We start from the raw sequence: 20,997 nt of genomic DNA, 5'->3' as shown, positions 1-20,997 counted from the left end.
AAGCTCCCCCCAGTGCACCCAGGTGAAATCCTGATGGAAGATTTTCTTAAGGAAATGGGGATTACCCAGCACAAGCTCGCTGTTTCGATAGGGGTCCCGCCTCGACGTATTAACGAAATCGTCCACGGAAAGCGGGCTATTACCGCCGATACGGCTCTTCGCCTTGCCAAGTTTTTTGGAATGTCCCCACAGTTCTGGCTGGGGTTGCAGACCCATTACGACTTGGATGTCGCAGAGGACAAAATTCTTGCCGAGCTGGACGATATTGTGCCGCTTCAGGCAGCGCCGGCTTAACGCGTTTGCCGTCTGTGACCGCGTAGCGCAGGGTGAGTTGCTCAAGCCGAAGTCGCCGTTGTTGCCAAAGTTTCTCGCCTCGCCGCGGGATCTGGCCAGATCTTTGGCAACAATGGCAGTGCCGTCACTGGTGGTGGGGCGGCTGGCACGCGCCTCCCTGAGTTAGTGGCCATCAAACCGCTTTAGGAGCGGTCGAAGTCGCGCTGCAGGTGCACCAGCCCGAGGCGCACGCCGTCCTTGGTGTGGATATTGGGCATGCGGCCGGTTTCCACGAACCCGAACTTCTTGTGCAGGGCAATGGAGGACTCGTTGGTGTCCACGATGTAGGTAATCATCGTCTCCACGTAGTCATTTTCCTTCGCGTGGTCCATGAGCGTGTCCATGAGCTCGCTGCCCACGCCCTTGCCCCGTGCGGACTCCGCAATATAGATGGAATCCTCCGCCGTGCCGTAGTAGATAGCTGGGGTGACAAACTGGAAGTAGGCGGCCCAGCCAATGATTTCGTCATCGTTCACCGCCACATAGACGGGAAAACCTTCCTCCTCCATCTGTGCGAGCCACTTTTCGCGGTCCTCGACGGACTCCTGCCACGTGACTAGGTTGGTGGCCGGCTTCGCGGCGGAGGCGGCATTATAGATGGCGGCGATTGCGGGGGCGTCGGCAAGCTCTGCGGGACGTACGTGCATGATGTTCCTTAAACCATGAGTTGCAAGTGGGTGAGGTCTATCCAGCGCCCAGCTTTGCGGCTGACTTCTTTTAACGTTCCTACAGTGGCAAAGCCGAACTTCTCATGCAACTTGATGGATGCGACGTTGTCCGCCACGATGAGTGCCAGCAGCGTATGGACCTGCTCCGCCTCGCGGGCATGCTGAACGACTGCATCGAGCAAGCGCGTGCCTACCCCGCGGCCGTGGGCGGTGGGATCAACGTAGATCGTCGTCTCGTAGCAGCCCAGCCACACCTTAGGATCGCGGTAGGGGCGGTAGAGTGCCCAGCCCAAGTACGCGCCATCGTCATCGAAAGCCACGAAACAAGGACAGGCTTCGCGGCGCAGCTGGTGGAGATACTCGGTGCGCTCTTCCACTGTGGCGGGTTCGCTGCGAAAGATGAAGTGGGTCTCCCGGATGGCCCAGTTTAAGGTGGCGGTCATTGCGGGGACGTCGGCGTCCGTCGCTTCACGGATTATCATGCGCGCAAGACTACACTCGCAGCCATGTCTAAGAAGAAGCCACGCCCCATGCCCGTTCCCGCCGAAGGTTTGAGCCAGCTTATCGACGCCCACACGCACCTCGCCTCTTGCCGCGACGCTGACGCCGACCTCGTTGAGCGTGCCCGTGCCGCAGGTGTTGAGCGCATCGTCACCGTGGGCGATGGCCTAGCGGAGGCGGAGAAGGCTTTGGCCGCGGCGCAGGAATTCGACAACGTGTACGCGGCCTGCGCTATTCATCCCACCAAGGCGCATGAACTCGACGAGGCCGCCCGTGCGCGCCTGAGCGAAATGGCTGCGGACCCGCGCTGCGTGGCCATCGGGGAAACGGGTCTGGATACCTACTGGATTTATCATGAGCCGGAACGAACTGCGCCGCTTGACGTCCAGGAGGAAGCGCTTCACTGGCACGCCGAGTTGGCAGCGAAGGTGGGCAAGACGCTGATGATCCACAACCGCGAGGCCGATGAGGATCTCATGCGCGTGCTGGGGGAGTGCGCTGAGGCGCCGAAGGTCATGCTGCACTGTTTCTCCTCGCCACTTGATGTGGCCAAGGAGGCTCTGGAGCGTGGCTACGTTTTGTCCTTCGCCGGCAACGTGACGTTCAAGCGCAACGAGGAGATGCGCCAAGCCGCAGCGCTCGCGCCAGCCGGGCAGCTGCTCATTGAGACGGACGCGCCGTACATGACCCCGGAGCCCTTCCGTGGTGCGCGTAATGAACCTTCGTTGATTGGTCATACGTACCGCTGCGTGGCGCAGGCGCGCGGCCAAGAAGTGGAGGACTTGGCCGCAGAGGTGGCTGAAACCTTCGCCGAGGTCTTCGGAGTGTGATGATCTTCACTCAAAGCAAAGGTGCTGCTCAACGGTGGCGCGCGTGTTTGGTGTGACGAGTGTGTTGCCAGTGGTGGCGGCGTGTGAGAACGTCTCGATCGTTACGCTCTGTTACCGTATCGTTATCCAAAGTTAGTCCGGCCTTGATGTTGCCGGCTGGCGTGCATTCGCACGCCACGTCAGGTGCTGAGGAGAGTTCAAAGACCTCTCTGGGCACGAAGCAACGCAGAGACGAGTAAAGGTTTATGTCCCCGAAGAAGCAGATCAAGCGAATCAACAACTCCCGCTCCCTGCCACTGCGCATGGCCACCGGCGGTGTGCTCGGCACGTTGGCTGTGGGTGGTGTCGTTGCCGTCGGTTCTCAGAAGGACATCACGCTCGACATCAACGGTGAGACCACCCAGCTGGCTACCTTCGCCGGCGATGTTAACGCGGCTCTCGAGGCCGCAGGTGTGAGCGTTGGCGGGGAGGACGTTGTCTACCCGGCGCTTTCTGAGCAGGTCTCCGATGGTGACTTGATTACCGTTCGCACCGCCAAGCCGGTTGCGGTGACCATCGATGGCGTGGAGACGAAGATGTCCTCCACTGACCTCACCGTGTCTGACCTGCTGGGCGGCCTCGACGGCATCGTCCCAGGCGCTGCTATCACCTCCGGTTCCAAGACCGTCGAGGATGATGAGGTTCTGACTGAGGGAATGAACCTTGAGGTGGTATCCCCGAAGATCATTAAGCTCTCTGACGGTGGCTCTGTGTCCTACGCCAGCGTTGCGGCTAAGACCGTGAAGGACGTGCTAGAAGCCCGCGGTATCACCGTGGGCAAGGATGACCGCGTGTCGCCGGACCTTGACGCTCCCGTCAAGGCCGGCACGGCCATCACCGTGGACCGCGTGGACATCTCCGAAGAGGAGAAGACGGAGGACTTCGACGCACCAGCTACCTACGTTGATGACCCGGAGCTGGAAGAAGGCACTGAGGAAGTCCGCGAGGAGGGCACCCCAGGCTCGCGCACCGTGACCCGCAAGATTGTGAAGGTCAACGGTGCGGAAGAGTCCAACGACATCATCAAGGAAGACGTGCGCACCGAGGCCGTCGCCGCAGTCATCGCGCGCGGTACCAAGCCGAAGTCCACCGCACCGGCCGTTGCTGAGGGCTCCGTATGGGATGCCTTGGCACAGTGTGAGGCCACCGGTAACTGGTCCATCAACACCGGTAACGGTTTCTCCGGCGGCCTGCAGTTCACCCCGTCGACCTGGGCTGCCTTTGGCGGCACCGAGTACGCCCCGCAGGCCTGGCAGGCCTCCCGCGAGCAGCAGATCGCCGTGGCCCAGAAGGTTCAGGCCGCACAGGGCTGGGGCGCATGGCCCGCCTGCACCTCGAAGCTCGGCCTGCGCTAAAGCTTCAGCGCCCTGCGTATTAGTCTGGATGACATGACACAACCCCACTTGCTGGGCCCGGTGGAGATCCGCGAGCTCGCCGCTGAGCTCGACGTGACGCCGACAAAGAAGCTGGGCCAGAACTTTCTGCATGATCCCAACACCATCCGGCGCATCGTGGCTGCCGCGGACCTGCAACCGGAGGACCGCGTGGTGGAGGTCGGCCCTGGTTTGGGTTCGCTGACCTTGGGACTACTGGGTGAAGTCGAGCACGTGACGGCCGTGGAGATTGACCCGCGCCTGGCAGGCAAGCTCCCAGATACCGTGGCGGCGCGGGCAGCCAACTTTGCGGATCGCCTCACCGTGGTGGAGAAGGACGCACTCACCGTTGAGGCAGGGGAGTTGGGGGAGCCGACCGCCTTGGTAGCTAACTTGCCCTATAACGTGGCGGTGCCGGTGCTGCTCCACCTGCTGGAGGTCTATCCATCCATTCGTCGTGTCCTGGTCATGGTGCAGCTGGAAGTAGCTGAGCGCCTCGCCGCCGCGCCGGGCAGCAAGGTCTATGGCATCCCCAGCGTGAAAGCATCCTTCTATGGACCGGTTCGCCAGGCCGGCACGATTGGCAAGAACGTGTTTTGGCCGGCACCTAAGATTGAGTCAGGGTTGGTGCGCATCGACTGCACCCGCCCCTTCGACGAGTCACTGCGCCCGCGTCTGTTCGCGCTGATCGACGCCGCCTTTGCGCAACGCCGCAAGACACTTCGCGCCGCCCTGGCAGGTTTCTATGGTTCCGCCGCAGCAGCCGAGGAAGCGCTGCGCGCGGCGGATATCGATCCGCGCCTGCGCGGTGAGAAGCTGGGCGTGGAGGACTTCGTCCGATTGGCGGAAGCCTCATGAGTAGGACAGGAGACGACTCCCCGCAGATCTGGCAGGCGCGCGCCCACGCCAAGGTCAACCTGCACCTGGGGGTGGGGGAGGCACGCGCGGATGGTTTCCATGAGCTGGCTACGGTCTTCCAGTCCCTCGACGTGCATGACCGCATTAGCTACCGCTGGGGCGAGGAAAGCAGCGTGGTGGTCACCGGCAACCACGCGAAGGGTGTGCCGGCGTCAACCGAGAATCTGGCGTGGCGCGCGGTAGAGCTGGTGGCTCACAACCTCATGTTGCCAGCTGCCGGCACGCTCACGATGGAAAAGAACATCCCCGCCGCCGGGGGCATGGCCGGTGGCTCCGCTGATGCCGCGGCCGCCTTGCTTTTGGCCAACCAAGCTTTGAGCACCGAATTCGGCCGTGAAGCCCTCAGCATGGAGAAGCTCTACGAACTCGCCGCGGAACTGGGCTCCGACGTGCCTTTTACCCTCATGGGCGGCACCGCCTTGGGGCGCGGGCGCGGCGAACTCTTGACCCCGATGCTCTCGCGCGGGCGCTATATCTGGGCAATCATCACCAATGCGGAGGGTTTGTCCACACCCACTGTCTTCCGCAAGCTGGATGAGCTGCGCGCTGCCGGCCGTGGAAGCACACCGCACTTGGACACGGAAGCCGTGGGCCAAGCCCTCGTCGGCGGCAACCCCCACGAGCTTGCCGCGGTGATGCACAATGACCTCCAGCCGGCAGCACTCTCTTTGCGTCCGGACTTACGCAAGATTCTCGACACCGGTGAGGCCGCCGGCGCCCTCAAGGGCATCGTTTCCGGGTCTGGGCCTACCTGTGCCTTCCTCTGCGAGGACGAGGAGACCGCACAGGAAGTGGTGGCCCAGGTCTGCGCCGATAACCGCGGAACCCGTGGCCTGGTGACCGCAGGCCCCGCAACCGGAGCAACGCTGGTCTAGCGCCAGCGCTGTAGGTAGCGGTCCTTAGAGGACGGCCATCTCCACGGGCTTGAAGTCGAGCTTGTAGCGCTGCGGCTCCTGGTCACCGAGGAGGTCAAGGACCACCAGTTCTTGCTTGTTCGCATCGGTGACGTAGGCATAGCCGTTTGCCGCCTTGAGGATCGGACCCGGCTGCTGCCACTCCTCGTTTTCCTTCCACGGGGAGATAGCGTCAATCTTCTTTGTTACCTCGCCGGAATCCGGGTCGATGACGTTGAGCTTGCCGTCGGTCGTGAGGACTAAGGCCTCGCCCAGGGGACCGCGGGCCAACGAGCGGAACCAATAGGATTCGCCCAGTTCAACCTTCTTGGCAGAGTAGTCCTCCGTATTGATGAGGGTCACTGAGGTGGGACGCTCGAAGTCGACATCCTTGTCGGTCTTGTTGTCTGCCAAGATGATGTTGGATTCCTCCGAACCCGCAGAATTGCCGGAGCGCTGGTATCCGTCCTTGCCCGCGTAAGCGGAGACGTCGATCTTGTGGAATTCGGTGCCGTCGAAGACGACGGGCCCATCCTCGCAGCCGAAGAAAAGGGAACCGTTGCCGGCGGCAGCTTCGCCGTGGACGCCAGGACACTCAGTGGTTTCCGCAAGGACCTTGCCGGACTTGTCGAGGTGCTGGATGGTGTGGCGCTCGTCTTCCGTGCCCTTCGTGGTGACCACGGAGCCGTCTTTCAGCGGGACGGCCACACCGTGGTGCGCAGCGCCTGTCTCGACGGTGTTGACGGGCTTGGCGTCTTCCTTGCCGATGTCCTCGGTCTTGTAAATCCGTGCCACACCATCGCCGTCGGAGAAGAGCGCGGTAAAGCCGTCGTGGTGAACCACGTGACCGGCGTGCGGTGCGTCGATGGCTGCGCTGAGAAGCTGCGGCTGCGCCGCGTAGTAGTGCTTGTGGTCGCCGTGGGGCTTGGTGATGCGCCCCGTGTCGAAGGTGAGGAAGCTATCGCCCTTGGTCACCATGATGTGGCGGTTATCGCCGGCATCGCTTAGACGGAGGAATGCTTTCAGATCTTCGCTCTCGATGACCTCACCGGTTTCGCCGTCGAGCGTGGTGAGGCCGTTTTTGTGGGAAAGAAGGATACGGTTTGGCAGCTCAGCTACCTCAGTCTCACCTTCCGCGGCTTCGAAGCCGTCATGGCTGTGCTCCCCATCATGGTCATCGTCGTGCTCGGCATGCGCGTGGGAGGCTTCAGCGCTGGAGGGCGACGTGGATTCCTCGCTGTCAGGGGAGGAGCAAGCGGACATGGTGAGGATCGTGGCGGAAAGTGCGGCGCACAGGGCGAGACGTTCTTTTTTCATAGTGCGCCAGAGTATTGGAAGTGAAAATCAATAGCAATAAAGGTAATGGTGCGGGGGTAACCGCGCCGAGGCACTAAGATGAACACTCGATATGGCGAACCTCATTAACCTTGAAAACGTAACCAAGTCCTTTGGGCTTAAGACCCTGCTGGACGGGGTCTCCCTCGGCGTGCAAACCGGTGATCGCATCGGCATCGTCGGCGTCAACGGCGGCGGCAAAACGACGCTGCTGGAAGTTCTCACCGGTATCGAATCCCCAGACTCGGGCCGCGTGTCCCACAACTCGGAATTGCGCATGGCGGTGGTGACCCAGCGCTTTGAATTAGAAGAATCGCTCACCATCGCCCAAGCCATCATTGAGCCGTTGGGCTTGGAGACTTTCGAGTGGGCATCCAACGCGAAGGTGCGCGATGTCCTCGGCGGCCTCGGCATTGTTGACCTAGGGCTAGACACCCCTGTGGGCTCGCTCTCCGGTGGTGAGCGCCGCCGCGTCAACCTGGCTGCCGCACTCGTTCAAGACCTCGACATCGTGGTGCTCGATGAGCCGACCAACCACCTCGACGTCGAAGGTGTGCAATGGCTGGCCAGCCACCTGCTTTCGCGCAAGCTAGCGGTCGTCGTCGTCACGCACGACCGCTGGTTCCTCGACACCGTGGCCACCACTACCTGGGAGGTGCACGACGGTGTCGTCGATGCCTACGAGGGTGGCTATAACGACTGGACCTTTGCCCGCGCCGAGCGCGCCCGCCAAGCCGATGCTATTGAGCAGCGCCGGCAGAACTTGGCCCGCAAGGAGCTGGCGTGGCTGCGTCGCGGAGCGCCGGCGCGTACCTCGAAGCCGCGCTATCGCATCGAGGCAGCCGAGGCACTCATCGCCGACGTCCCCGCACCGCGCGACAAGGTCGAGCTCATGGCCTTTTCCAAGCAGCGCCAGGGACGAGTCGTCATTGAGCTCGAGGACGCAAAGGTCACAACCCCGGACGGTCGCACGCTCGTGGATCACCTCACCTGGCGCTTGGCGCCGGGCGAGCGCATCGGCCTCGTTGGTGTTAACGGTTCGGGCAAGACCACGCTGCTGCGCGCCCTTGCTGGTGAAGTCGAGCTTGCCGCTGGCAAGCGCATCGAGGGCAAGACGGTGCGCCTGGGCTGGCTGCGCCAGGAGCTCGATGATCTGGATCCGGAGCGCCGGCTTCTCGACGCCGTCGAAGACGTCGCCACCTACGTTCACCTAGGCAAGAAGGAACTGTCCGCGTCCCAGCTCGCGGAGCGCCTGGGTTTTTCCGCCAAGCGCCAGCGCACGCCGGTCGGCGACCTCTCCGGCGGTGAGCGCCGCCGTCTGCAGCTGACCCGCGTGCTTATGGCGGAGCCAAACGTGCTGCTTCTCGACGAGCCCACGAACGACCTCGACATCGATACTCTCCAGGAGCTGGAGTCTCTTCTGGACTCGTGGCCGGGCACCTTGGTGGTCATCTCGCACGACCGCTACCTCATCGAGCGCATCGCGGATAACACCTATGCGCTGTTTGGGGATGGCAAGCTCACCAACCTGCCGGGCGGAATCGAGGAATACCTGCGCCGCCGTCAGGAGATGGAGGCCGCCACCGCCCGCGGCGTCCTTGATTTAGGAGAAGCCTCCAAGAACTCTGACGAGCAGAGCGCGGATGCCGCCCCGGCCAAGCGGTTGAGCTCCCAGGAAGAGCGCGAGCTGACCAAGAAGATGAATGCGCTGGAGCGCAAGATGGGCAAGCTCGACGATAAGACGGCGAAGCTGAACGAAAAGATGGCGGTGGCTGCAGAGAAGATGTCCTCAGGTGAGGGGGACAGCGGTGAGCTAGCGAAGCTCGACTCCGAGCTCAAGGCCATTGCCTCTGAGCGCGAAGAGCTAGAAATGGAATGGCTGGAGTTGGGGGAGAAGCTCGAGGGGTAGGCCCAGCCCTACCCGAAGAGAGCCGCGATGCCCAGCATCGCCGGCAGCGAGAGGAAGGTGGTGAGGAAGACCGTATCGCGCGCCACCGTTTCTCCCGACTGGTAGGTCGCGGCATAGTTGTAGACGTTCTGTGCGGTCGGAAGCGCGGCCAAGATCAGCGCTGTGTAGAGCTCGTTGCCGCTCAGCCCCAACGCCAAGCCGGCCGCCAGCGCAATCGCCGGCATAGCAATGAGCTTGAGAACCGTGGCGGTAATCGTCGGCAGGCGGTCAACGGCTAACAGCCCGTCGCCGGTGAGTGAGGCGCCAAAGCTCATCAGGATCATCGGGATGGAGGCACCACCAAGGATCTCGAGCGGAGCCATAATGACGTCGGGGACGTGCCAGCCTGCGGCGGACACGATGAAGCCGGCGATCGCCGCGATGACCACTGGGGCTGTCAACCCTGAGACCACGGAACTTAAAATCGAACGCAGGCTTGTTCCCTGGGCGTTGAGGCCGGCAATGATGAAGGGCGAGAGGACTGCCATTTGCAGCACCAGCGCGGGCACCACAAAAGTGGCATCACCGATGACATAAGTGGCGATCGGCAGCCCGATGTTCACAGAGTTGTAGTAGCTGGCTGCGGCTGCGCCGGCCATGGTTTCCGCTCCACTGCGCCGGAAGAATAACGCGCTCAGCACCCAATACAAGGCCATCGTGGCGACCGAAGCTATCGCGATAACAGCGACAACCGGCGAGGCAAAGGCCGCAGTATCAGAGGTGGCCACGCTGGAAAAGATCAGCGCTGGGGTCGCCGCCCAGAACGCCGTGCGATTGAATTGCAGGCGCGCCTCACCTTCGCCGATAACGCCGCGCCGAGCCATGATGAAGCCCACGCCGATAACCACAAAAATGATGGCGAAACCGGTTAAGACGTCCAGCAACAGTGATCACCTTTCGGATACTCGTTAAAAAATCCATACTAAAGCCAGCCTTGGCTATTCTTCCATGTCGGCATGCAGCCACCGGCAAGTGATAACAAAGTGGTATCGAAAATCCCACATGAGCGGGAAGTCTTTTTCCGCCGAAGCATTTTTGTGGCACGGTGGAAGGCATGAATTCTTTCCGTCGTGTTTCCCGCATGTCCGCCACCGCCGCCGTGGCAGCTACCCTCACCACTGCTCTGTCGGTGTCCGCTGCCCAGGCCGCCCCGGTTAACTCCTCTTCCGCACAGCTGCAGGACGTAAACCAGCTGTCTTCCCAGGCCGTTGAGCAGGTCAACTCTTTAGAGATCGAGCTGCCTGCGCAGGCCTATGACCTGGCGAAGCAGTTTAATGTCCAGTTGCCGGGCTTCATTAAGAAGCCGACCCCGTCCGTCGCCGGCGAACTCGTTGGTGCTACCCACGCCCACCTGCTCAAGCAGGGCCACCACGAGGATGCCAACGCCAAGAACATCGCGCAGGAGTGGGCAAACCAGGCAGCAGCTGGCAAGGTCACCTTCCACGACAACGCAGGCGATGGGCTGACCCACCTGGAGGAGGGCAGCGGCAACATTTACAAGCTCACCGAATCTGAGGCCAAGGAGCGCGTGGACTGGCTCAACCGCGACGTGCCCGTGACCAAGACGGATGGCACCGGCTTCGGCGTCGCCCAAGCTTTTGACGGAACCTACGTCTACGTGGCGGAGTACTTCTTCAACAAATAATCCTCCCGAGAGGCTCTTTATAAGGCCCTGCTGGAATATGGCTACCTCAGTTCAGCCATTGGCGGGGCCTTCTGCACGTTTTCGTGGAGAAGGTTACAGTGGGGCCCATGATTTTGATCAACGTACAGTTCCACGTCAAGCCCGAGTACGCCGAGACCTTCCTCGACGAGATCGACTGGTACACCAAGGCCTGCCAGGCTGAGCCCGGCTGCATCGACTTCAAGTGGTTCCGCGATCCGGAAGACAAGCAGCGCTTCCTGCTCCTCGAGTCCTACAAGGACGGCACCGACGTTGACCACGTCAACACTGAGCACTTCAAGCGCTCCTGCGAGGAGCTGCCGAAGTACCTGGTGGAGACGCCGGACATCATCAATACTCACATCCCAGGTAAAACGCAATGGGATAAGATGGCTGAATTTTCCGTCTAGGAGATTGAGCAGCTTTCAGTAACACCGGAAGCGCACAAGCATCGGCACATAGAAAACGGCCGGGGAGGCACATCCCCGGCCGTTTTCTATGTGCTCGGGCCTAGAGGCGAATCCTGTCAACTGCCCGAGTTGCCAAAACATGTGCTCCCGCCGCAGGATCTGGCCAGAACTTTGTCAACTTTGGCAGTGCTGCTGGGACAATGCTGCTAGCGCACTGCCCTGATTGGAGAGCAGCTGATTCGAGAGCGGCCGAAGGCTAGAGCGAGCAGCCCGTGGTGATGGATTTTTCTCCGCGGGAGTACTGCTCGAGGGCGTCGGAAAGCGCCTGCACATACAGCGCTGCGCCCTCGGCCTGTGGGTGCACGCCGTCGTCGTACAGCAGCGACGGGTTCTCTTGGGCCCTGCCGCACCAGTCGGCCACGTAGACGTTGTCGTGCTCCTTTGCAGCCTCGATAATCTCTGCGCGCGCCTGCCCCATCCAGTCGCGCTCGCCGTAGGGCACGACGAGGATGACCGTGCGATCGGAACCGAGAATGGTGAGGAGCTCGTCTATCTCGCCGTCTGCCGCCGGTCCGTTCGTGCCCAGCCCCACAAAGACGGTGGAGCGTAGCTGCCCGGACTCCTTCAGCTGCCGGATTTCCGCAATCGCCTCGGCATACTGGCGGGACACCTCCGCGTCGATGAGAATCCCCGGGAAACGCTCGTTGAGGGCTTCGGAGGAAGCAAGCATGACCGAATCACCCACCGCATTGATCGCCGTGCCCGCAGGCAGTGCGCGCTTTTCTGGAGGCTTCTTGGTCTCTGTTGGTGTTGCCGGGGCCGATGCCGCTGCCTGCTCATTGGCATGGGACATGCGCTCCAATTCTCGCTCGAGCTCGGTCTGGTCCTGTGACGTGACCAGCCCATAGGCCACGCCCAGCGCCGAGAGGATCACCATGGCGGGCACGGCAGGCCACATGGCCTTGCCGAAACCGTCTTTCATCTCGGCCACCGTGGGGCGCGAAGCCCAATAGGTGCGCCACGTGGCGACATATCCGGCGCGGCGGAAGGGGTTTTCCACGAACTGATACGTCACCTCAGCCAACAGGCAGGACACGGGAAGCGCGAGTAGTCCCAGCAGCCACGCCGGGGCATCAGACAGCTCGCGGAGGATCATCACCACCGGCCAATGCCACAGGTAGAGCGAGAAGGAGCGCTGGCCCAGCCACCGCATCACCCGGGTGCGGAAGAGCCATGTGAGCGGTCCGGTCTCACGCACCACGCCCCAGATCATTGCCGCGCCGAGGAGGCTGGTGAGGACCAGGCCGCCGCGGTAGGTGAACTCAAGGTCCGCGCCCATCCACACCAGCTGCGCCAGGTAACCAACCAGGGCGAGGGCTCCGACGGTGCCGGCGAGAGCACCCATGCTTGTCGACGCCCACGAGTCCGCCTTTGCCTCCTTAGACGTCGAGGTGAGTAGAAGGGATAACAGCGCACCGATGAGGAGGCCGAAGGCATGGGTATCGGTGCCGTAATAAACACGTGTGGGGTCTTCGCCCGGAGTGAACAGCAGCGCCATCGCGGCAGCGGAGGCGGCGGCGAGGACAAGAGAAAGCGCGATGGGCAGGCGCTTGGGCTGGCGCCGCGACAGAGCAAAAGCTCCAAACATCAGTAGGGGCCACAGGAGGTAGAATTGCTCCTCAACCGCTAGGGACCAGTAGTGGGCAAAGACTTGCACCTCATTGGGTGCAAAGTAGGTCTGGCTGGTGGCGATCTGGGTCCAGTTGTTGACGAAGAAGAAGGTCCCCAAGAATTGTTCCCGGATCCCCACGGCGAGGTCCCCGCCAATCATGGCGACGAGGGCCGTGCACAGGCATAAGACGACGAGCGCAGCCGGAAGGATACGCCGGAAGCGCCGGACCCAGAAGTCGGTGAGGCTGATGCGCCCGCTCACGGCGAATTCGCGCACGAGCAGCGAGGTAATGAGGAAGCCGGAGAGGACAAAGAACATATCCACGCCGAGGTATCCGCCGGGGAGCAGATCCCCGAAGAAGTGGTAGAGCACGACCGCCAAGACCGCGAGACCGCGCAGCCCATCCAAGCCCGGTACCGGGCGCAGGCGCGCGCGACGCTGGCGCGTGACGGTGGCAGATTCCTTTGGCACCGCTGGAGTGTCAGCGCCCTTCGTGTTGTCCTGTCGCGCGGCTTGGCGCTGTTCCCGGGAGGGGCGTGGTGTTTTGAGCTGCTTGCTCGTCGGTGTGCCGACGGGCTGCGAGCGCCGCGCCAAGGCGCGCGATATCTCATTCTCAGGCCGTGGTTCGGGGGAACTCTCGGCGGGTGTGGGCTGAGCTGGGGGCTGCGAAGCGGCCTTGGCGATCCGCTCGACAGGCTGAGCCGGACGGGGCTGTTCGTCGCACTGCGGCCGGGTAGATTGAATACGCTGTGGCCGCGTAGCGCGCGGGAGCGGGCGGCGGCGCGGCGAGGGGGTTTCCTCGGCGGCCTCGCGGGCTTTGTGCAGCTTGGCCTTGCGCACAGCGGATGCCTTGGGGAGGGACCCCGGGTCCAGCTCAAGGGAGGTGTCCGTGGCCCGACGAGGGACACGGGGCCCAGGGGATCGCAGGAACTTCTTCACTGAACACTCCACACGTAAGGGATCGGGGGTCTAGGGAACCGGGGTAATCCTACTCGGGTGGTGGCAGAGAATCGGGAAGGTTTCCTGGGAGCGTGTTAGGTGCGCAGAAGCTGGCGCAGCACCGTGCTCACACCATTGTCGGTATTGGCAGGCGCGATAATATCCGCTATTTCCTTCAGCTTCGGATGCGCGTTGTCCATGGCGATAGCCGTCCCAGCGGCACGCAGCATTTCGAGGTCATTGAGGTAGTCACCGAAGGCCACGGTGGCGGTGATTGGAACGTTGGCAAGTTCAGCGAGCTTGAGCAAGGCTGCGCCTTTATCCACGCCGCGGGCCATGACATCGAGCCAGACCTTGCCCGATACCGCCACGTTGTCCTCCGGTACGGCGCGACGAATCGGCTCGTAGAGGTGAGCCTCGGAACCGGATTCGCAGAAGATGGCGATCTTGATGATGTCGCTATTGGGGACGTCGTCCAAGTCGTCGACCCACGTGACCGCCTTGTAATACTTGGAAATCTCCGCGCGTGCTGCCTGCGTGACATCCCGCGCCACGTAGGCGGTCTCCGGAGAACAGAGAACGACGGTGTGTGCCTCGCTGATGGAGGCTGCGGCCTCGCGCGCCGCGCGCACGGTTTCTTCCTGCAGCGGGAAGGTGGCGATGATCTCGCTGCCGCGCAAAATCACCGAGCCGTTCTCGGCAATGAATGTGCCACCCTTTGGGAACATGTCTTGTAGGGTGGCCAGCTGGCGTCCCGAGGCCGGAACCAGCTCGCAGCCGCGGGCAGTGGCGAGCTCCTCAAGCTCTGAAAAGTCTGCGGGCAGCTGACCGTGGGCATCGAGGAGGGTGCCGTCCATGTCAAGAGCAACAAGCTGTGGGAGCAAGAAATTCACACCAATCTGAAGGTTGGGTTTAGAAGCAGGGGTCGATGTTAAAACCAGCCTCAAAAACAGGTGGCTGAAACATGTGTGATATGGAACACTGGTGCGCATGACTACGACTGATCCAGTACTCGTTTCCGTCCGCAACCATACCGGAGTCCTCGAACTCAATCGGCCGAAGGCCCTGAACTCGTTGACCCCGGACATGATCGATATCATCCGCCGCTCCCTCGAAACGTGGGCGCAGGACGATGAGATTGAGCAGGTCCTGATTTACTCCAATAGCCCTAAGGCATTTTGCGCGGGCGGCGATGTGCGTCACGCGCGGGAGGGAATCGCGGAAGGCAAGCTGGAGGAGGTCGATGCCTTCTTCGCCAGCGAGTACCTCACTAACGGTGATATCGCAGAGTTCCCGAAGCCCTATATCGCCGTCATCGACGGTGTTGTCATGGGCGGTGGATTGGGCATTTCCCTGCACGGCTCGCACCGCGTGGTGACGGAAAAGGCCTTCGCCTCGATGCCGGAGATGAACATCGGCTATGTCACCGACGTCGGTGTGGCCTATGCGGCCCAGCGCATGGTGGGCACCCGCGGTATCGCCTCACCGGGCTTGGCCAAGTTCTGGGGTCTTAGTGGATACCGCATGTATGCCGCAGACATGTTGTGGACTGGCGTGGCAACCCACGTTGTCAAGGATGCACACGAGCTGATTGAGGCCGCCATTGAGCGCGGTATTGATGCCGCGCTGGAGGACCTCGCCCTGCCCGCACCCGAAGAGCCCGCCCCGCTGGAGCAGGTGGCCAAGGACCTGGAGGAGACGTTTGCCCTGCCAACGTGGGAGGAAATCTCCGCGGAGCTGGACAAGCGCCCGCTCATTGCCGGTGAGGTCCGCCGCCTTATGGCAGGGGCGTGCCCAGCTGCCATTATCGCGGCTAACGAGCTTTATGAGGCAGAGGCCGGTGTCGACGACATTCGCGAGGCCCTCCTTTTGGAACTCAAGCTGGGCATGCACATGTACCGCCGTCCCGACTTTTCTGAGGGCGTGCGCGCGGTACTAGTGGACAAGACCCAGGACGCAGCGTTTAACCCGGCCACCACAGAGGAGGTTGACGTCGAGGAGTTCCGCGCCGTGCTGAACTCCTAACGCTCCCAGCCGCTCACGCACTCAGCGCTGTCCGAGCACTTATAGGGGGCGCGCCCGGTGGTAGGCAGCGCGCGCCCGCTGCTCGTCCACGCCTGCCGGCACCGCAACGTTGAGGGTGGCTTGCGTGGCCGCCGGAGTCGGTGCGGGGAGGTGGAACGCGGGGGCATCGGACAGCGCGAGGCCTTGGCGGCCGTCGGGAAGCTGCACTGGCAGCAAGGTCCACAGGCCCAGAACTGGCATGGCCAGCTGTGGCAAGCGTGCAGAGCGTGCCTCAGTGATGGACACGCGGGCCCGAATCAACTCGGGGATAGCCTGGTCATATCCGAAGCGGCGCAGGTTCGCCGCTGCTTGGGCGGACATGGAGCTGGACAGCTCATCTGCCCAGGCCCAGGTGAAGGCGTTCGTGGAGGCGTCGATCGTCGCGATGAGGTGCGCGGGCACCGTGAGCGAGCCGTAATCGGAGTTCACCACGGTCCGCGACGTAACAGGATCAAGGTCCGCCCACAGGTTGGGGAAGCGGGCCTCCAAGAAGAAGTTGTGCTCGGTGGCGAGGAAGTGGGCGTCGGCCAACACCTCGCGCGCGCTGAGCCCAACGCGGCCCGGGGCCTGGGGGAGACCTACGATCCGGGAGCCGTGGAAAAGCGCGAGATTTTCCGCGTGGCTCTGCAGAATGCCCAGGTAGGAGGACAACTCGGCGGTGGCTAGGCGCTCGTCGACCCCACCGGCGACGTCCCCTGAGTGCTCAATTCCGGCCAGGATGCTCACCCGAGGATCCGGGTTAATCTCCGCGAAATCGACGGCGACCAATGCTTCGCCATCGCCCTGTGGGACGCGGACAACAGGCCGGTCGCCCACCAGCCGTCGTGCCAAGCCGCGCAGCAGGGCAGAGTCAGGTTGTGGCCCGTGGAATTCCGGCTGCGGTGCGTGCTCTGCCATGCCGGTGGCCCAGCGAAGCTCCCCGTTGTGGATGGTGGCAAGACGCAGTCCATCGAAATCATAGACCCCGGAATCAGTGCTAAAACGCACGACGGCGCGCTGATCCAGGTCTGGCTGCCCTTCCTCCGAGGCTGCTGATACGGAATCGGTGGGAATGAAATTCACCTCGACGTCGCGAACGACGCCTAGGCGTGAGGCAAACGTGGCGTCGATGCCGGCTTGGATAAAGGCGCCAGCGGAGTACAGGTTCTGGGCTGAATCCATGGGTCTCCTTGACTAGTTTGTATTCCTGCGGAAGGGGTGCTCGATGGCCTCCTCGTAGGCCTGAAGGAGGGCTTGGGTGGATTCTACCCAGGAATGTTTTTCAGCTTCGCGGCGGGCGGCCTGTCCCATCTGCGCCCGGCGGGAGGAATCACGCAGGAGGCCGAGAGCGGCGCTGGCCCACGCGGTGTCGTCAGCGTCGGGCTCGATGAGATGTCCTGTGACGCCTTCTTCGATAACGAAGGGGATGCCGCCGGCATTCGTGCCGATGACCGGAACCCCAGAGGCGAAGGACTCGAGAGCCACGAGTCCCAAGGTCTCTGTGGCGGAGGGGAAGAGGAAGACATCCCCCACGGCGAAGGCGGCGGCGAGCTCCTCGCCGGAGAGGTAGCCCGTGAATACGGTGTGCGCAGGATCGAAGTTGGACTTGAGCTCCTCCAAGGCGGGGCCATCGCCGACGATGGCCAGGCGGGCGTCGCTAAGCTGTGCCCTCACCAGTTCCATCACGTGATCGAGGCGTTCCAAGTCCTTCTCCTTGGAGACGCGGCCGATATAGGTCACCAACGGGGAATCCGGGTTACCGTCGGTCAGGCGCTCGCGCATCTGTTCCGTGGCGCGACTGGGGTGATAGGTCTGCGTATCAACAGCCTTGGGCCACAGCTGCACGTTGCGGATCCCCATCATCCGAGCCTTATCCACCATGGGGCCGGAGGTGCACAGGTTCACCGCAGCCTGGTTGTGCAGATACTTCAGCGCGGCTTCGGTCAGCGGCCTAGTCCACCCAATCCCCAGCGCTTCAACGTACTCGGGGACATTGGTGTGGAAGCTGGCTACCAGCGGTACGGCATCGCGCTGCGCGGCAAAGACGCCGAGGGCCGCGGTCCAAATGGGATTGACCGCGTGGATGACATCGGGATCGAAATCCCGGATTTCCTTGAAGAATTTCCACGAGGGCAAACCGAATTTAATCTCCGGGTAGACCCACAGCGACAAACTGGGGATGCGGGTGACCTCGAAGCCGGCATAGGTGTCAGGGGCCTTGCCTGTGGCAAAAATCCGCACCTCATGGCCCATCGCGGCCAGCTGGTCCAGCGTGCGCGTCAGGCGGGTGACCACGCCGTCGATCTTGGGCAGGAAGACCTCGGTAACGATAGCGATGCGCACGAAGGTTTAAGCCTCCGCAGCGTCCGCGCCGTTGGCCAAGGCTTCGGGAACACCAGCGTGCTGCTGGCGCGTCCACAGCGACTGGGCTGGAATCTTGGAGCGGTCAACACGGTCGGCGTACTTACGCGCGACTTCCTCCACCTCGTGGAGCAACCCCTCCGACAAAGTGGTCGGCTCCAGGCCGAGCTCGAGGAACGTGTCGTTGGTGACGTGGAGTTCATTCTCTGCGGATTCCTTGCGCGGGTTCGGCACATAAGCCACTTCCGCACCAGAGATCTTCGCCAGTAGTTCTGCCAGGTCACGCACGCGGTGGGTTTCGGTCATCTGGTTGATGATCTTGACGCGCTCCCCGCGTGCCGGCGGATTCTGCAGGGCTAGCTCGATGCAGCGCACCATGTCACGAATGTGAATAAAGGCGCGGGTCTGTCCGCCGGTGCCGTGGACGGTCAGCGGATAACCAATGCCGGCCTGAATGAGGAAGCGGTTGAGCACCGTTCCGTAGTCACCGTCATAATCAAAGCGGTTAATGAGGCGCTCGTCCTTCTGGGTCTGCTCAGTGTGCGTGCCCCAGATGATGCCCTGGTGTAGGTCGGTGATGCGCAGCTCATCATTCTTGGCGTAGTAGGCAAACAGGTGCTGGTCCAGGACCTTCGTCATGTGGTAGACCGAGCCCGGGTTGGAGGGGTAGAGGATTTGCTGCTTGACGACGCCATTCTCGCCCGCATCCACCTGCACATCCAGGTAGCCCTCCGGAATCTTCATACCGGCGGTGCCGTAGCCGTAGACACCCATGGTGCCCAAGTGGGCGACGTGGATATCTTGCTCAGATTCCACGATGGCGGCGAGCAAGTTGTGGGTGGCGTTGGTGTTGTTATCCACCGTGTAGCGTTTGGTGCGCGAATTCTTCATGGAATAGGGGGCGGCGCGCTGCTCAGCGAAGTGCACCACCGCATCCGGGCGTTCGGTATTCAGGAACTCCAGCAAGCCGTCGTAGTCCTGGGCCACGTCGAGGTTACGGAAGCCGATGGTCTTGCCGGAGACCTCGGTCCACGCGGACAGGCGCTCCTCAATGGAGGCGATGGGTGTTAAGGATTCCGCGCCCAACTCCTCATCGATGGCACGCCGGGAGAGGTTATCCACGATGATGACCTCGTGGCCTTGGTCGGAGAGATAGAGGGAAGCGGGCCAACCGCAGAAGCCGTCTCCGCCGAGAATCGCTACCTTCATTTTTGTCTCTCCACTTCTTGGGTCGGGGTCAAAACGTGCTGTACCAGCAGGGGCCTAGTCTATGTTGACACGCGTAAGTTTGGGGTGCGTTACGTGGCACACTTTTTCGAACATACCGTTTGCTTGCCTGCGTCGGGGGCGCGCGGGGTAAACAGTAGATGAATGTTCTCTAAGAGCCTGTAGACTAGCCCGCATGCTTGAAGCCGTGCTGAATGCCTTCGCCGATTCCGTCAACGCGCTTCTCATCGGAATCCTGGTGGCCATCGGCATCATGCTTCCGCGGGGGAGCTACCGCAAGATCGCGGCCCTCGTCATCGTCGGTGACTGGATCGGTGTGCTCACCGCCGCTGCTGTGGTGATGTTCGTCTTCGTCGGTATCCAGGACAAGGTGGCCGCCGCGCTGGAATCACCGCTGCTTGGTTGGGGTCTAGTGGTCATCGGCCTGGGGCTGGGCCTTCTGGCCTGGCGCTCCAAGGGCGAACCCAATGACATGGTGCAGAAACTCCTCGGCCCACTGCGCACGCCCTCGGCCAAGACTGTCGTGGTGGGCTACGCCATGGGTGTTATCCAGTCCTTGACCTCCGTACCCTTCTTTTATGGGCTGATGCACCTTGCTGCCGGGGATTTCAGCAACACCGTTAAATACGGTGGCCTCTTCTTCTACGCCACCTTTGCGCTGTCCTTGCCCACGGTGTGCGGGCTTTTCATCGCGCTTGTGCGGGCGAAGCCAGACTCCTGGGCCGGACGCGCCTTCGCGTGGGCGCGGGAGAACTCCGCAGCGGTTGCGCTTTGGAGCGGCTACGGAGTGGCCGCCTTCCTGGTGGTGATGGGTCTCGTTGCTCTTCTATAACGAGCCGGCTGGTGGGCAAGAGTTCAAAAGTGAACTGCCCTAGTTGCCAAAGTTCTGGTCAGTTTTTGCGGCGGGCTCGGGAGTTTTGTCAACAACGGCAGTTGCGGTGCTAGTCGTAGAGGACGTCGTCGAGGGGGAGGGCGTCGCCAAGCGGCGCCTGATTCTTAGCAATGTCGACGTAGCGCGCGGCGTGCGGGATGAAGGCGGCGGATTCCTCAGGGCTCAACGCACGGCGCACCTTGGCGGGCACCCCGGCGGCTAGGGCGCCGGCGGGAATGTTTTGGCCCTCGAGCACCACCGCGCCGGCGGCGATGAGAGAGCCTGTGCCCACGGTGGAGCCGGAAAGCAAAGAAGACTTCATTCCAACCAGCGTGCCCGCGCCCACCCGCGTGCCGTGGAGCATGGCCATGTGGCCCACGGTGACGTCATCCTCCAGCACACACGGCGCAGTGGTTTCGACGTGGATGACGCAGTTGTCCTGGATATTGACGCGGGCGCCAAGGCGAATGGCACCAACATCCCCGCGCAGCACGCTGCCATAGAACACGGAAGAATCGGGCCCGATGGTGACGTCACCGATGATGGTGGCATTCGGTGCAATCCAGGCGCTGCGGTGGATGCGGGGCGTGTGCCCTTGGAAGGGGAGGATGAGCATGTCTGGCTTAGCTTTCTTCAGGGGTGAGTTCGACGGACACAGCGAGTGACTCGGATATTTCATAATCGCCGGGCTCGGCGTTGAGTTGGGACAGCGTCTCTCTTTCTGCAAGCGACAACGGGATGGCCCATCCCTTCTTGGGGTCGTGGACGGGACGCTGTTCTCTAGTCGTGGGGGAGAGATGCACCGTGGTCTGAGGGCCACGCAACTGCGCGGGCTCGCCGGAGCGCGCCACCTCACTGAGCACCTGCGCACCGGCAGGGGAGGTAACCAGGATGATGAGACCGCTCGCAGTGTGCACGGGAAAGATGATCGAAAGAAACCTCGACGGCGTGGGGATCCGGGGAGGCCAAACGG

21 protein-coding genes are annotated in these 20,997 nt (G+C 62.3%); 10 read left to right on the top strand and 11 right to left on the bottom strand.

The window, feature by feature from the left end:
- Positions 1–33: 33 nt before the first annotated feature.
- Positions 34–294, top strand: coding sequence for a HigA family addiction module antitoxin (locus HMPREF2932_RS00665; protein WP_046646945.1), 261 nt, complete (start codon positions 34–36; stop codon positions 292–294).
- A gap of 182 nt (positions 295–476) precedes the next feature.
- Here the strand turns inward: HMPREF2932_RS00665 and HMPREF2932_RS00660 are convergent, their stop codons facing one another.
- Both HMPREF2932_RS00660 and HMPREF2932_RS00655 read right to left on the bottom strand, forming a co-directional pair.
- On the bottom strand, positions 477–980 hold the full coding sequence (locus HMPREF2932_RS00660) for a GNAT family N-acetyltransferase (RefSeq protein ID WP_070701588.1): 504 nt from the start codon (positions 978–980) through the stop codon (positions 477–479).
- Between the two features lie 8 nt (positions 981–988).
- Positions 989–1,483, bottom strand: a complete 495-nt coding sequence (locus HMPREF2932_RS00655) for a GNAT family N-acetyltransferase (RefSeq protein ID WP_080975046.1) — start codon at positions 1,481–1,483, stop codon at positions 989–991.
- Between the two features lie 24 nt (positions 1,484–1,507).
- Between HMPREF2932_RS00655 and HMPREF2932_RS00650 the strand changes: the two genes are divergently transcribed.
- From HMPREF2932_RS00650 to HMPREF2932_RS00635, 4 genes are all read left to right on the top strand, one after another.
- A complete protein-coding gene (locus HMPREF2932_RS00650; protein WP_046646942.1) occupies positions 1,508–2,332 on the top strand; it encodes a TatD family hydrolase in 825 nt (274 codons plus the stop codon).
- 245 nt (positions 2,333–2,577) lie between these two features.
- Positions 2,578–3,726, top strand: a complete 1,149-nt coding sequence (locus HMPREF2932_RS00645) for a resuscitation-promoting factor (RefSeq protein WP_071409378.1) — start codon at positions 2,578–2,580, stop codon at positions 3,724–3,726.
- 33 nt (positions 3,727–3,759) lie between these two features.
- Positions 3,760–4,602, top strand: a complete 843-nt coding sequence (gene rsmA, locus HMPREF2932_RS00640; protein ID WP_046646940.1) for a 16S rRNA (adenine(1518)-N(6)/adenine(1519)-N(6))-dimethyltransferase RsmA — start codon at positions 3,760–3,762, stop codon at positions 4,600–4,602.
- Positions 4,599–5,537, top strand: coding sequence for a 4-(cytidine 5'-diphospho)-2-C-methyl-D-erythritol kinase (locus HMPREF2932_RS00635; protein WP_046646939.1), 939 nt, complete (start codon positions 4,599–4,601; stop codon positions 5,535–5,537). The genes rsmA and HMPREF2932_RS00635 overlap by 4 nt, the downstream gene beginning before the upstream one ends.
- Positions 5,538–5,561: 24 nt before the next feature.
- Here the strand turns inward: HMPREF2932_RS00635 and HMPREF2932_RS00630 are convergent, their stop codons facing one another.
- The gene (locus HMPREF2932_RS00630; RefSeq protein ID WP_070510391.1) at positions 5,562–6,872 is read right to left on the bottom strand and encodes an NHL repeat-containing protein; all 1,311 of its coding nucleotides are present in this window, start codon (positions 6,870–6,872) and stop codon (positions 5,562–5,564) included.
- 91 nt (positions 6,873–6,963) lie between these two features.
- On the opposite strand from HMPREF2932_RS00630, the gene HMPREF2932_RS00625 reads away from it, so the two are divergent.
- Positions 6,964–8,799 carry an ABC-F family ATP-binding cassette domain-containing protein gene (locus tag HMPREF2932_RS00625; RefSeq protein ID WP_070510389.1) on the top strand — a complete coding sequence of 612 codons (1,836 nt, stop codon included), beginning with the start codon at positions 6,964–6,966 and terminating at the stop codon, positions 8,797–8,799.
- 8 nt (positions 8,800–8,807) lie between these two features.
- Here HMPREF2932_RS00625 and HMPREF2932_RS00620 read toward each other — a convergent pair whose 3' ends face one another.
- Positions 8,808–9,722, bottom strand: a complete 915-nt coding sequence (locus HMPREF2932_RS00620; RefSeq protein WP_071409377.1) for an AEC family transporter — start codon at positions 9,720–9,722, stop codon at positions 8,808–8,810.
- A gap of 170 nt (positions 9,723–9,892) precedes the next feature.
- On the opposite strand from HMPREF2932_RS00620, the gene HMPREF2932_RS00615 reads away from it, so the two are divergent.
- Together HMPREF2932_RS00615 and HMPREF2932_RS00610 are read left to right on the top strand one after the other, a co-directional pair.
- Positions 9,893–10,483, top strand: a complete 591-nt coding sequence (locus HMPREF2932_RS00615; protein WP_071409376.1) for a hypothetical protein — start codon at positions 9,893–9,895, stop codon at positions 10,481–10,483.
- 107 nt (positions 10,484–10,590) lie between these two features.
- Complete coding sequence (locus HMPREF2932_RS00610) at positions 10,591–10,911, top strand: putative quinol monooxygenase (RefSeq protein ID WP_071409375.1); 321 nt, start codon at positions 10,591–10,593, stop codon at positions 10,909–10,911.
- Positions 10,912–11,167: 256 nt separating this feature from the next.
- On the opposite strand, the gene HMPREF2932_RS00605 is transcribed toward HMPREF2932_RS00610, so the two are convergent.
- Both HMPREF2932_RS00605 and HMPREF2932_RS00600 read right to left on the bottom strand, forming a co-directional pair.
- Positions 11,168–13,522, bottom strand: coding sequence for an acyltransferase family protein (locus HMPREF2932_RS00605; protein ID WP_246818594.1), 2,355 nt, complete (start codon positions 13,520–13,522; stop codon positions 11,168–11,170).
- 95 nt (positions 13,523–13,617) lie between these two features.
- Entirely contained in the window at positions 13,618–14,415 is a 798-nt protein-coding gene (locus HMPREF2932_RS00600; protein ID WP_232761096.1) for an HAD-IIB family hydrolase, read from the bottom strand.
- Positions 14,416–14,512: 97 nt separating this feature from the next.
- Here HMPREF2932_RS00600 and HMPREF2932_RS00595 point away from each other — a divergent pair, with 97 nt between their 5' ends.
- Positions 14,513–15,547 (top strand): enoyl-CoA hydratase/isomerase family protein, encoded by a 1,035-nt coding sequence (locus HMPREF2932_RS00595; RefSeq protein WP_070510383.1) that lies wholly within the window; start codon positions 14,513–14,515, stop codon positions 15,545–15,547.
- 39 nt (positions 15,548–15,586) lie between these two features.
- Here HMPREF2932_RS00595 and HMPREF2932_RS00590 read toward each other — a convergent pair whose 3' ends face one another.
- From HMPREF2932_RS00590 to HMPREF2932_RS00580, 3 genes are read right to left on the bottom strand one after another with little or no spacing between them, the layout of a single operon-like run.
- Positions 15,587–16,747, bottom strand: coding sequence for a DUF6882 domain-containing protein (locus tag HMPREF2932_RS00590; protein WP_070681872.1), 1,161 nt, complete (start codon positions 16,745–16,747; stop codon positions 15,587–15,589).
- Between the two features lie 12 nt (positions 16,748–16,759).
- Positions 16,760–17,908: a glycosyltransferase family 4 protein gene (locus tag HMPREF2932_RS00585; RefSeq protein WP_070546183.1), complete on the bottom strand. Its 1,149-nt coding sequence runs from the start codon at positions 17,906–17,908 to the stop codon at positions 16,760–16,762.
- A 6-nt stretch (positions 17,909–17,914) separates the two neighbouring features.
- Positions 17,915–19,135, bottom strand: coding sequence for an NAD-dependent epimerase/dehydratase family protein (locus tag HMPREF2932_RS00580; protein ID WP_071409374.1), 1,221 nt, complete (start codon positions 19,133–19,135; stop codon positions 17,915–17,917).
- A gap of 193 nt (positions 19,136–19,328) precedes the next feature.
- On the opposite strand from HMPREF2932_RS00580, the gene HMPREF2932_RS00575 reads away from it, so the two are divergent.
- Positions 19,329–19,985, top strand: a complete 657-nt coding sequence (locus HMPREF2932_RS00575) for a hypothetical protein (RefSeq protein ID WP_071409373.1) — start codon at positions 19,329–19,331, stop codon at positions 19,983–19,985.
- A gap of 109 nt (positions 19,986–20,094) precedes the next feature.
- Here HMPREF2932_RS00575 and HMPREF2932_RS00570 read toward each other — a convergent pair whose 3' ends face one another.
- Together HMPREF2932_RS00570 and HMPREF2932_RS00565 are read right to left on the bottom strand one after the other, a co-directional pair.
- Positions 20,095–20,640, bottom strand: coding sequence for a gamma carbonic anhydrase family protein (locus tag HMPREF2932_RS00570; RefSeq protein ID WP_071409372.1), 546 nt, complete (start codon positions 20,638–20,640; stop codon positions 20,095–20,097).
- Positions 20,641–20,647: 7 nt separating this feature from the next.
- Positions 20,648–20,941: a hypothetical protein gene (locus HMPREF2932_RS00565; protein WP_141756272.1), complete on the bottom strand. Its 294-nt coding sequence runs from the start codon at positions 20,939–20,941 to the stop codon at positions 20,648–20,650.
- Positions 20,942–20,997: the final 56 nt, after the last annotated feature.

Source organism: Corynebacterium sp. HMSC074H12, assembly GCF_001813755.1.
Classification (GTDB): Bacteria; Actinomycetota; Actinomycetes; order Mycobacteriales; family Mycobacteriaceae; genus Corynebacterium; species Corynebacterium hiratae.
The sequence above is the reverse complement of the archived record's forward strand: the minus strand, read 5'-3'. Positions and strand labels throughout refer to the sequence as shown.

Coding starts and splice junctions, on each gene's coding strand:
- rsmA (WP_046646940.1), top strand. CDS start 3,760: ATGACACAACCCCACTTGCTGGGCCCGGTGGAGATCCGCGAGCTCGCC.
- HMPREF2932_RS00595 (WP_070510383.1), top strand. CDS start 14,513: ATGACTACGACTGATCCAGTACTCGTTTCCGTCCGCAACCATACCGGA.
- HMPREF2932_RS00615 (WP_071409376.1), top strand. CDS start 9,893: ATGAATTCTTTCCGTCGTGTTTCCCGCATGTCCGCCACCGCCGCCGTG.
- HMPREF2932_RS00650 (WP_046646942.1), top strand. CDS start 1,508: ATGTCTAAGAAGAAGCCACGCCCCATGCCCGTTCCCGCCGAAGGTTTG.
- HMPREF2932_RS00645 (WP_071409378.1), top strand. CDS start 2,578: ATGTCCCCGAAGAAGCAGATCAAGCGAATCAACAACTCCCGCTCCCTG.
- HMPREF2932_RS00630 (WP_070510391.1), bottom strand. CDS start 6,872: ATGAAAAAAGAACGTCTCGCCCTGTGCGCCGCACTTTCCGCCACGATC.
- HMPREF2932_RS00575 (WP_071409373.1), top strand. CDS start 19,329: ATGCTTGAAGCCGTGCTGAATGCCTTCGCCGATTCCGTCAACGCGCTT.
- HMPREF2932_RS00635 (WP_046646939.1), top strand. CDS start 4,599: ATGAGTAGGACAGGAGACGACTCCCCGCAGATCTGGCAGGCGCGCGCC.
- HMPREF2932_RS00625 (WP_070510389.1), top strand. CDS start 6,964: ATGGCGAACCTCATTAACCTTGAAAACGTAACCAAGTCCTTTGGGCTT.
- HMPREF2932_RS00580 (WP_071409374.1), bottom strand. CDS start 19,135: ATGAAGGTAGCGATTCTCGGCGGAGACGGCTTCTGCGGTTGGCCCGCT.
- HMPREF2932_RS00655 (WP_080975046.1), bottom strand. CDS start 1,483: ATGATAATCCGTGAAGCGACGGACGCCGACGTCCCCGCAATGACCGCC.
- HMPREF2932_RS00590 (WP_070681872.1), bottom strand. CDS start 16,747: ATGGATTCAGCCCAGAACCTGTACTCCGCTGGCGCCTTTATCCAAGCC.
- HMPREF2932_RS00665 (WP_046646945.1), top strand. CDS start 34: ATGGAAGATTTTCTTAAGGAAATGGGGATTACCCAGCACAAGCTCGCT.
- HMPREF2932_RS00610 (WP_071409375.1), top strand. CDS start 10,591: ATGATTTTGATCAACGTACAGTTCCACGTCAAGCCCGAGTACGCCGAG.
- HMPREF2932_RS00570 (WP_071409372.1), bottom strand. CDS start 20,640: ATGCTCATCCTCCCCTTCCAAGGGCACACGCCCCGCATCCACCGCAGC.
- HMPREF2932_RS00660 (WP_070701588.1), bottom strand. CDS start 980: ATGCACGTACGTCCCGCAGAGCTTGCCGACGCCCCCGCAATCGCCGCC.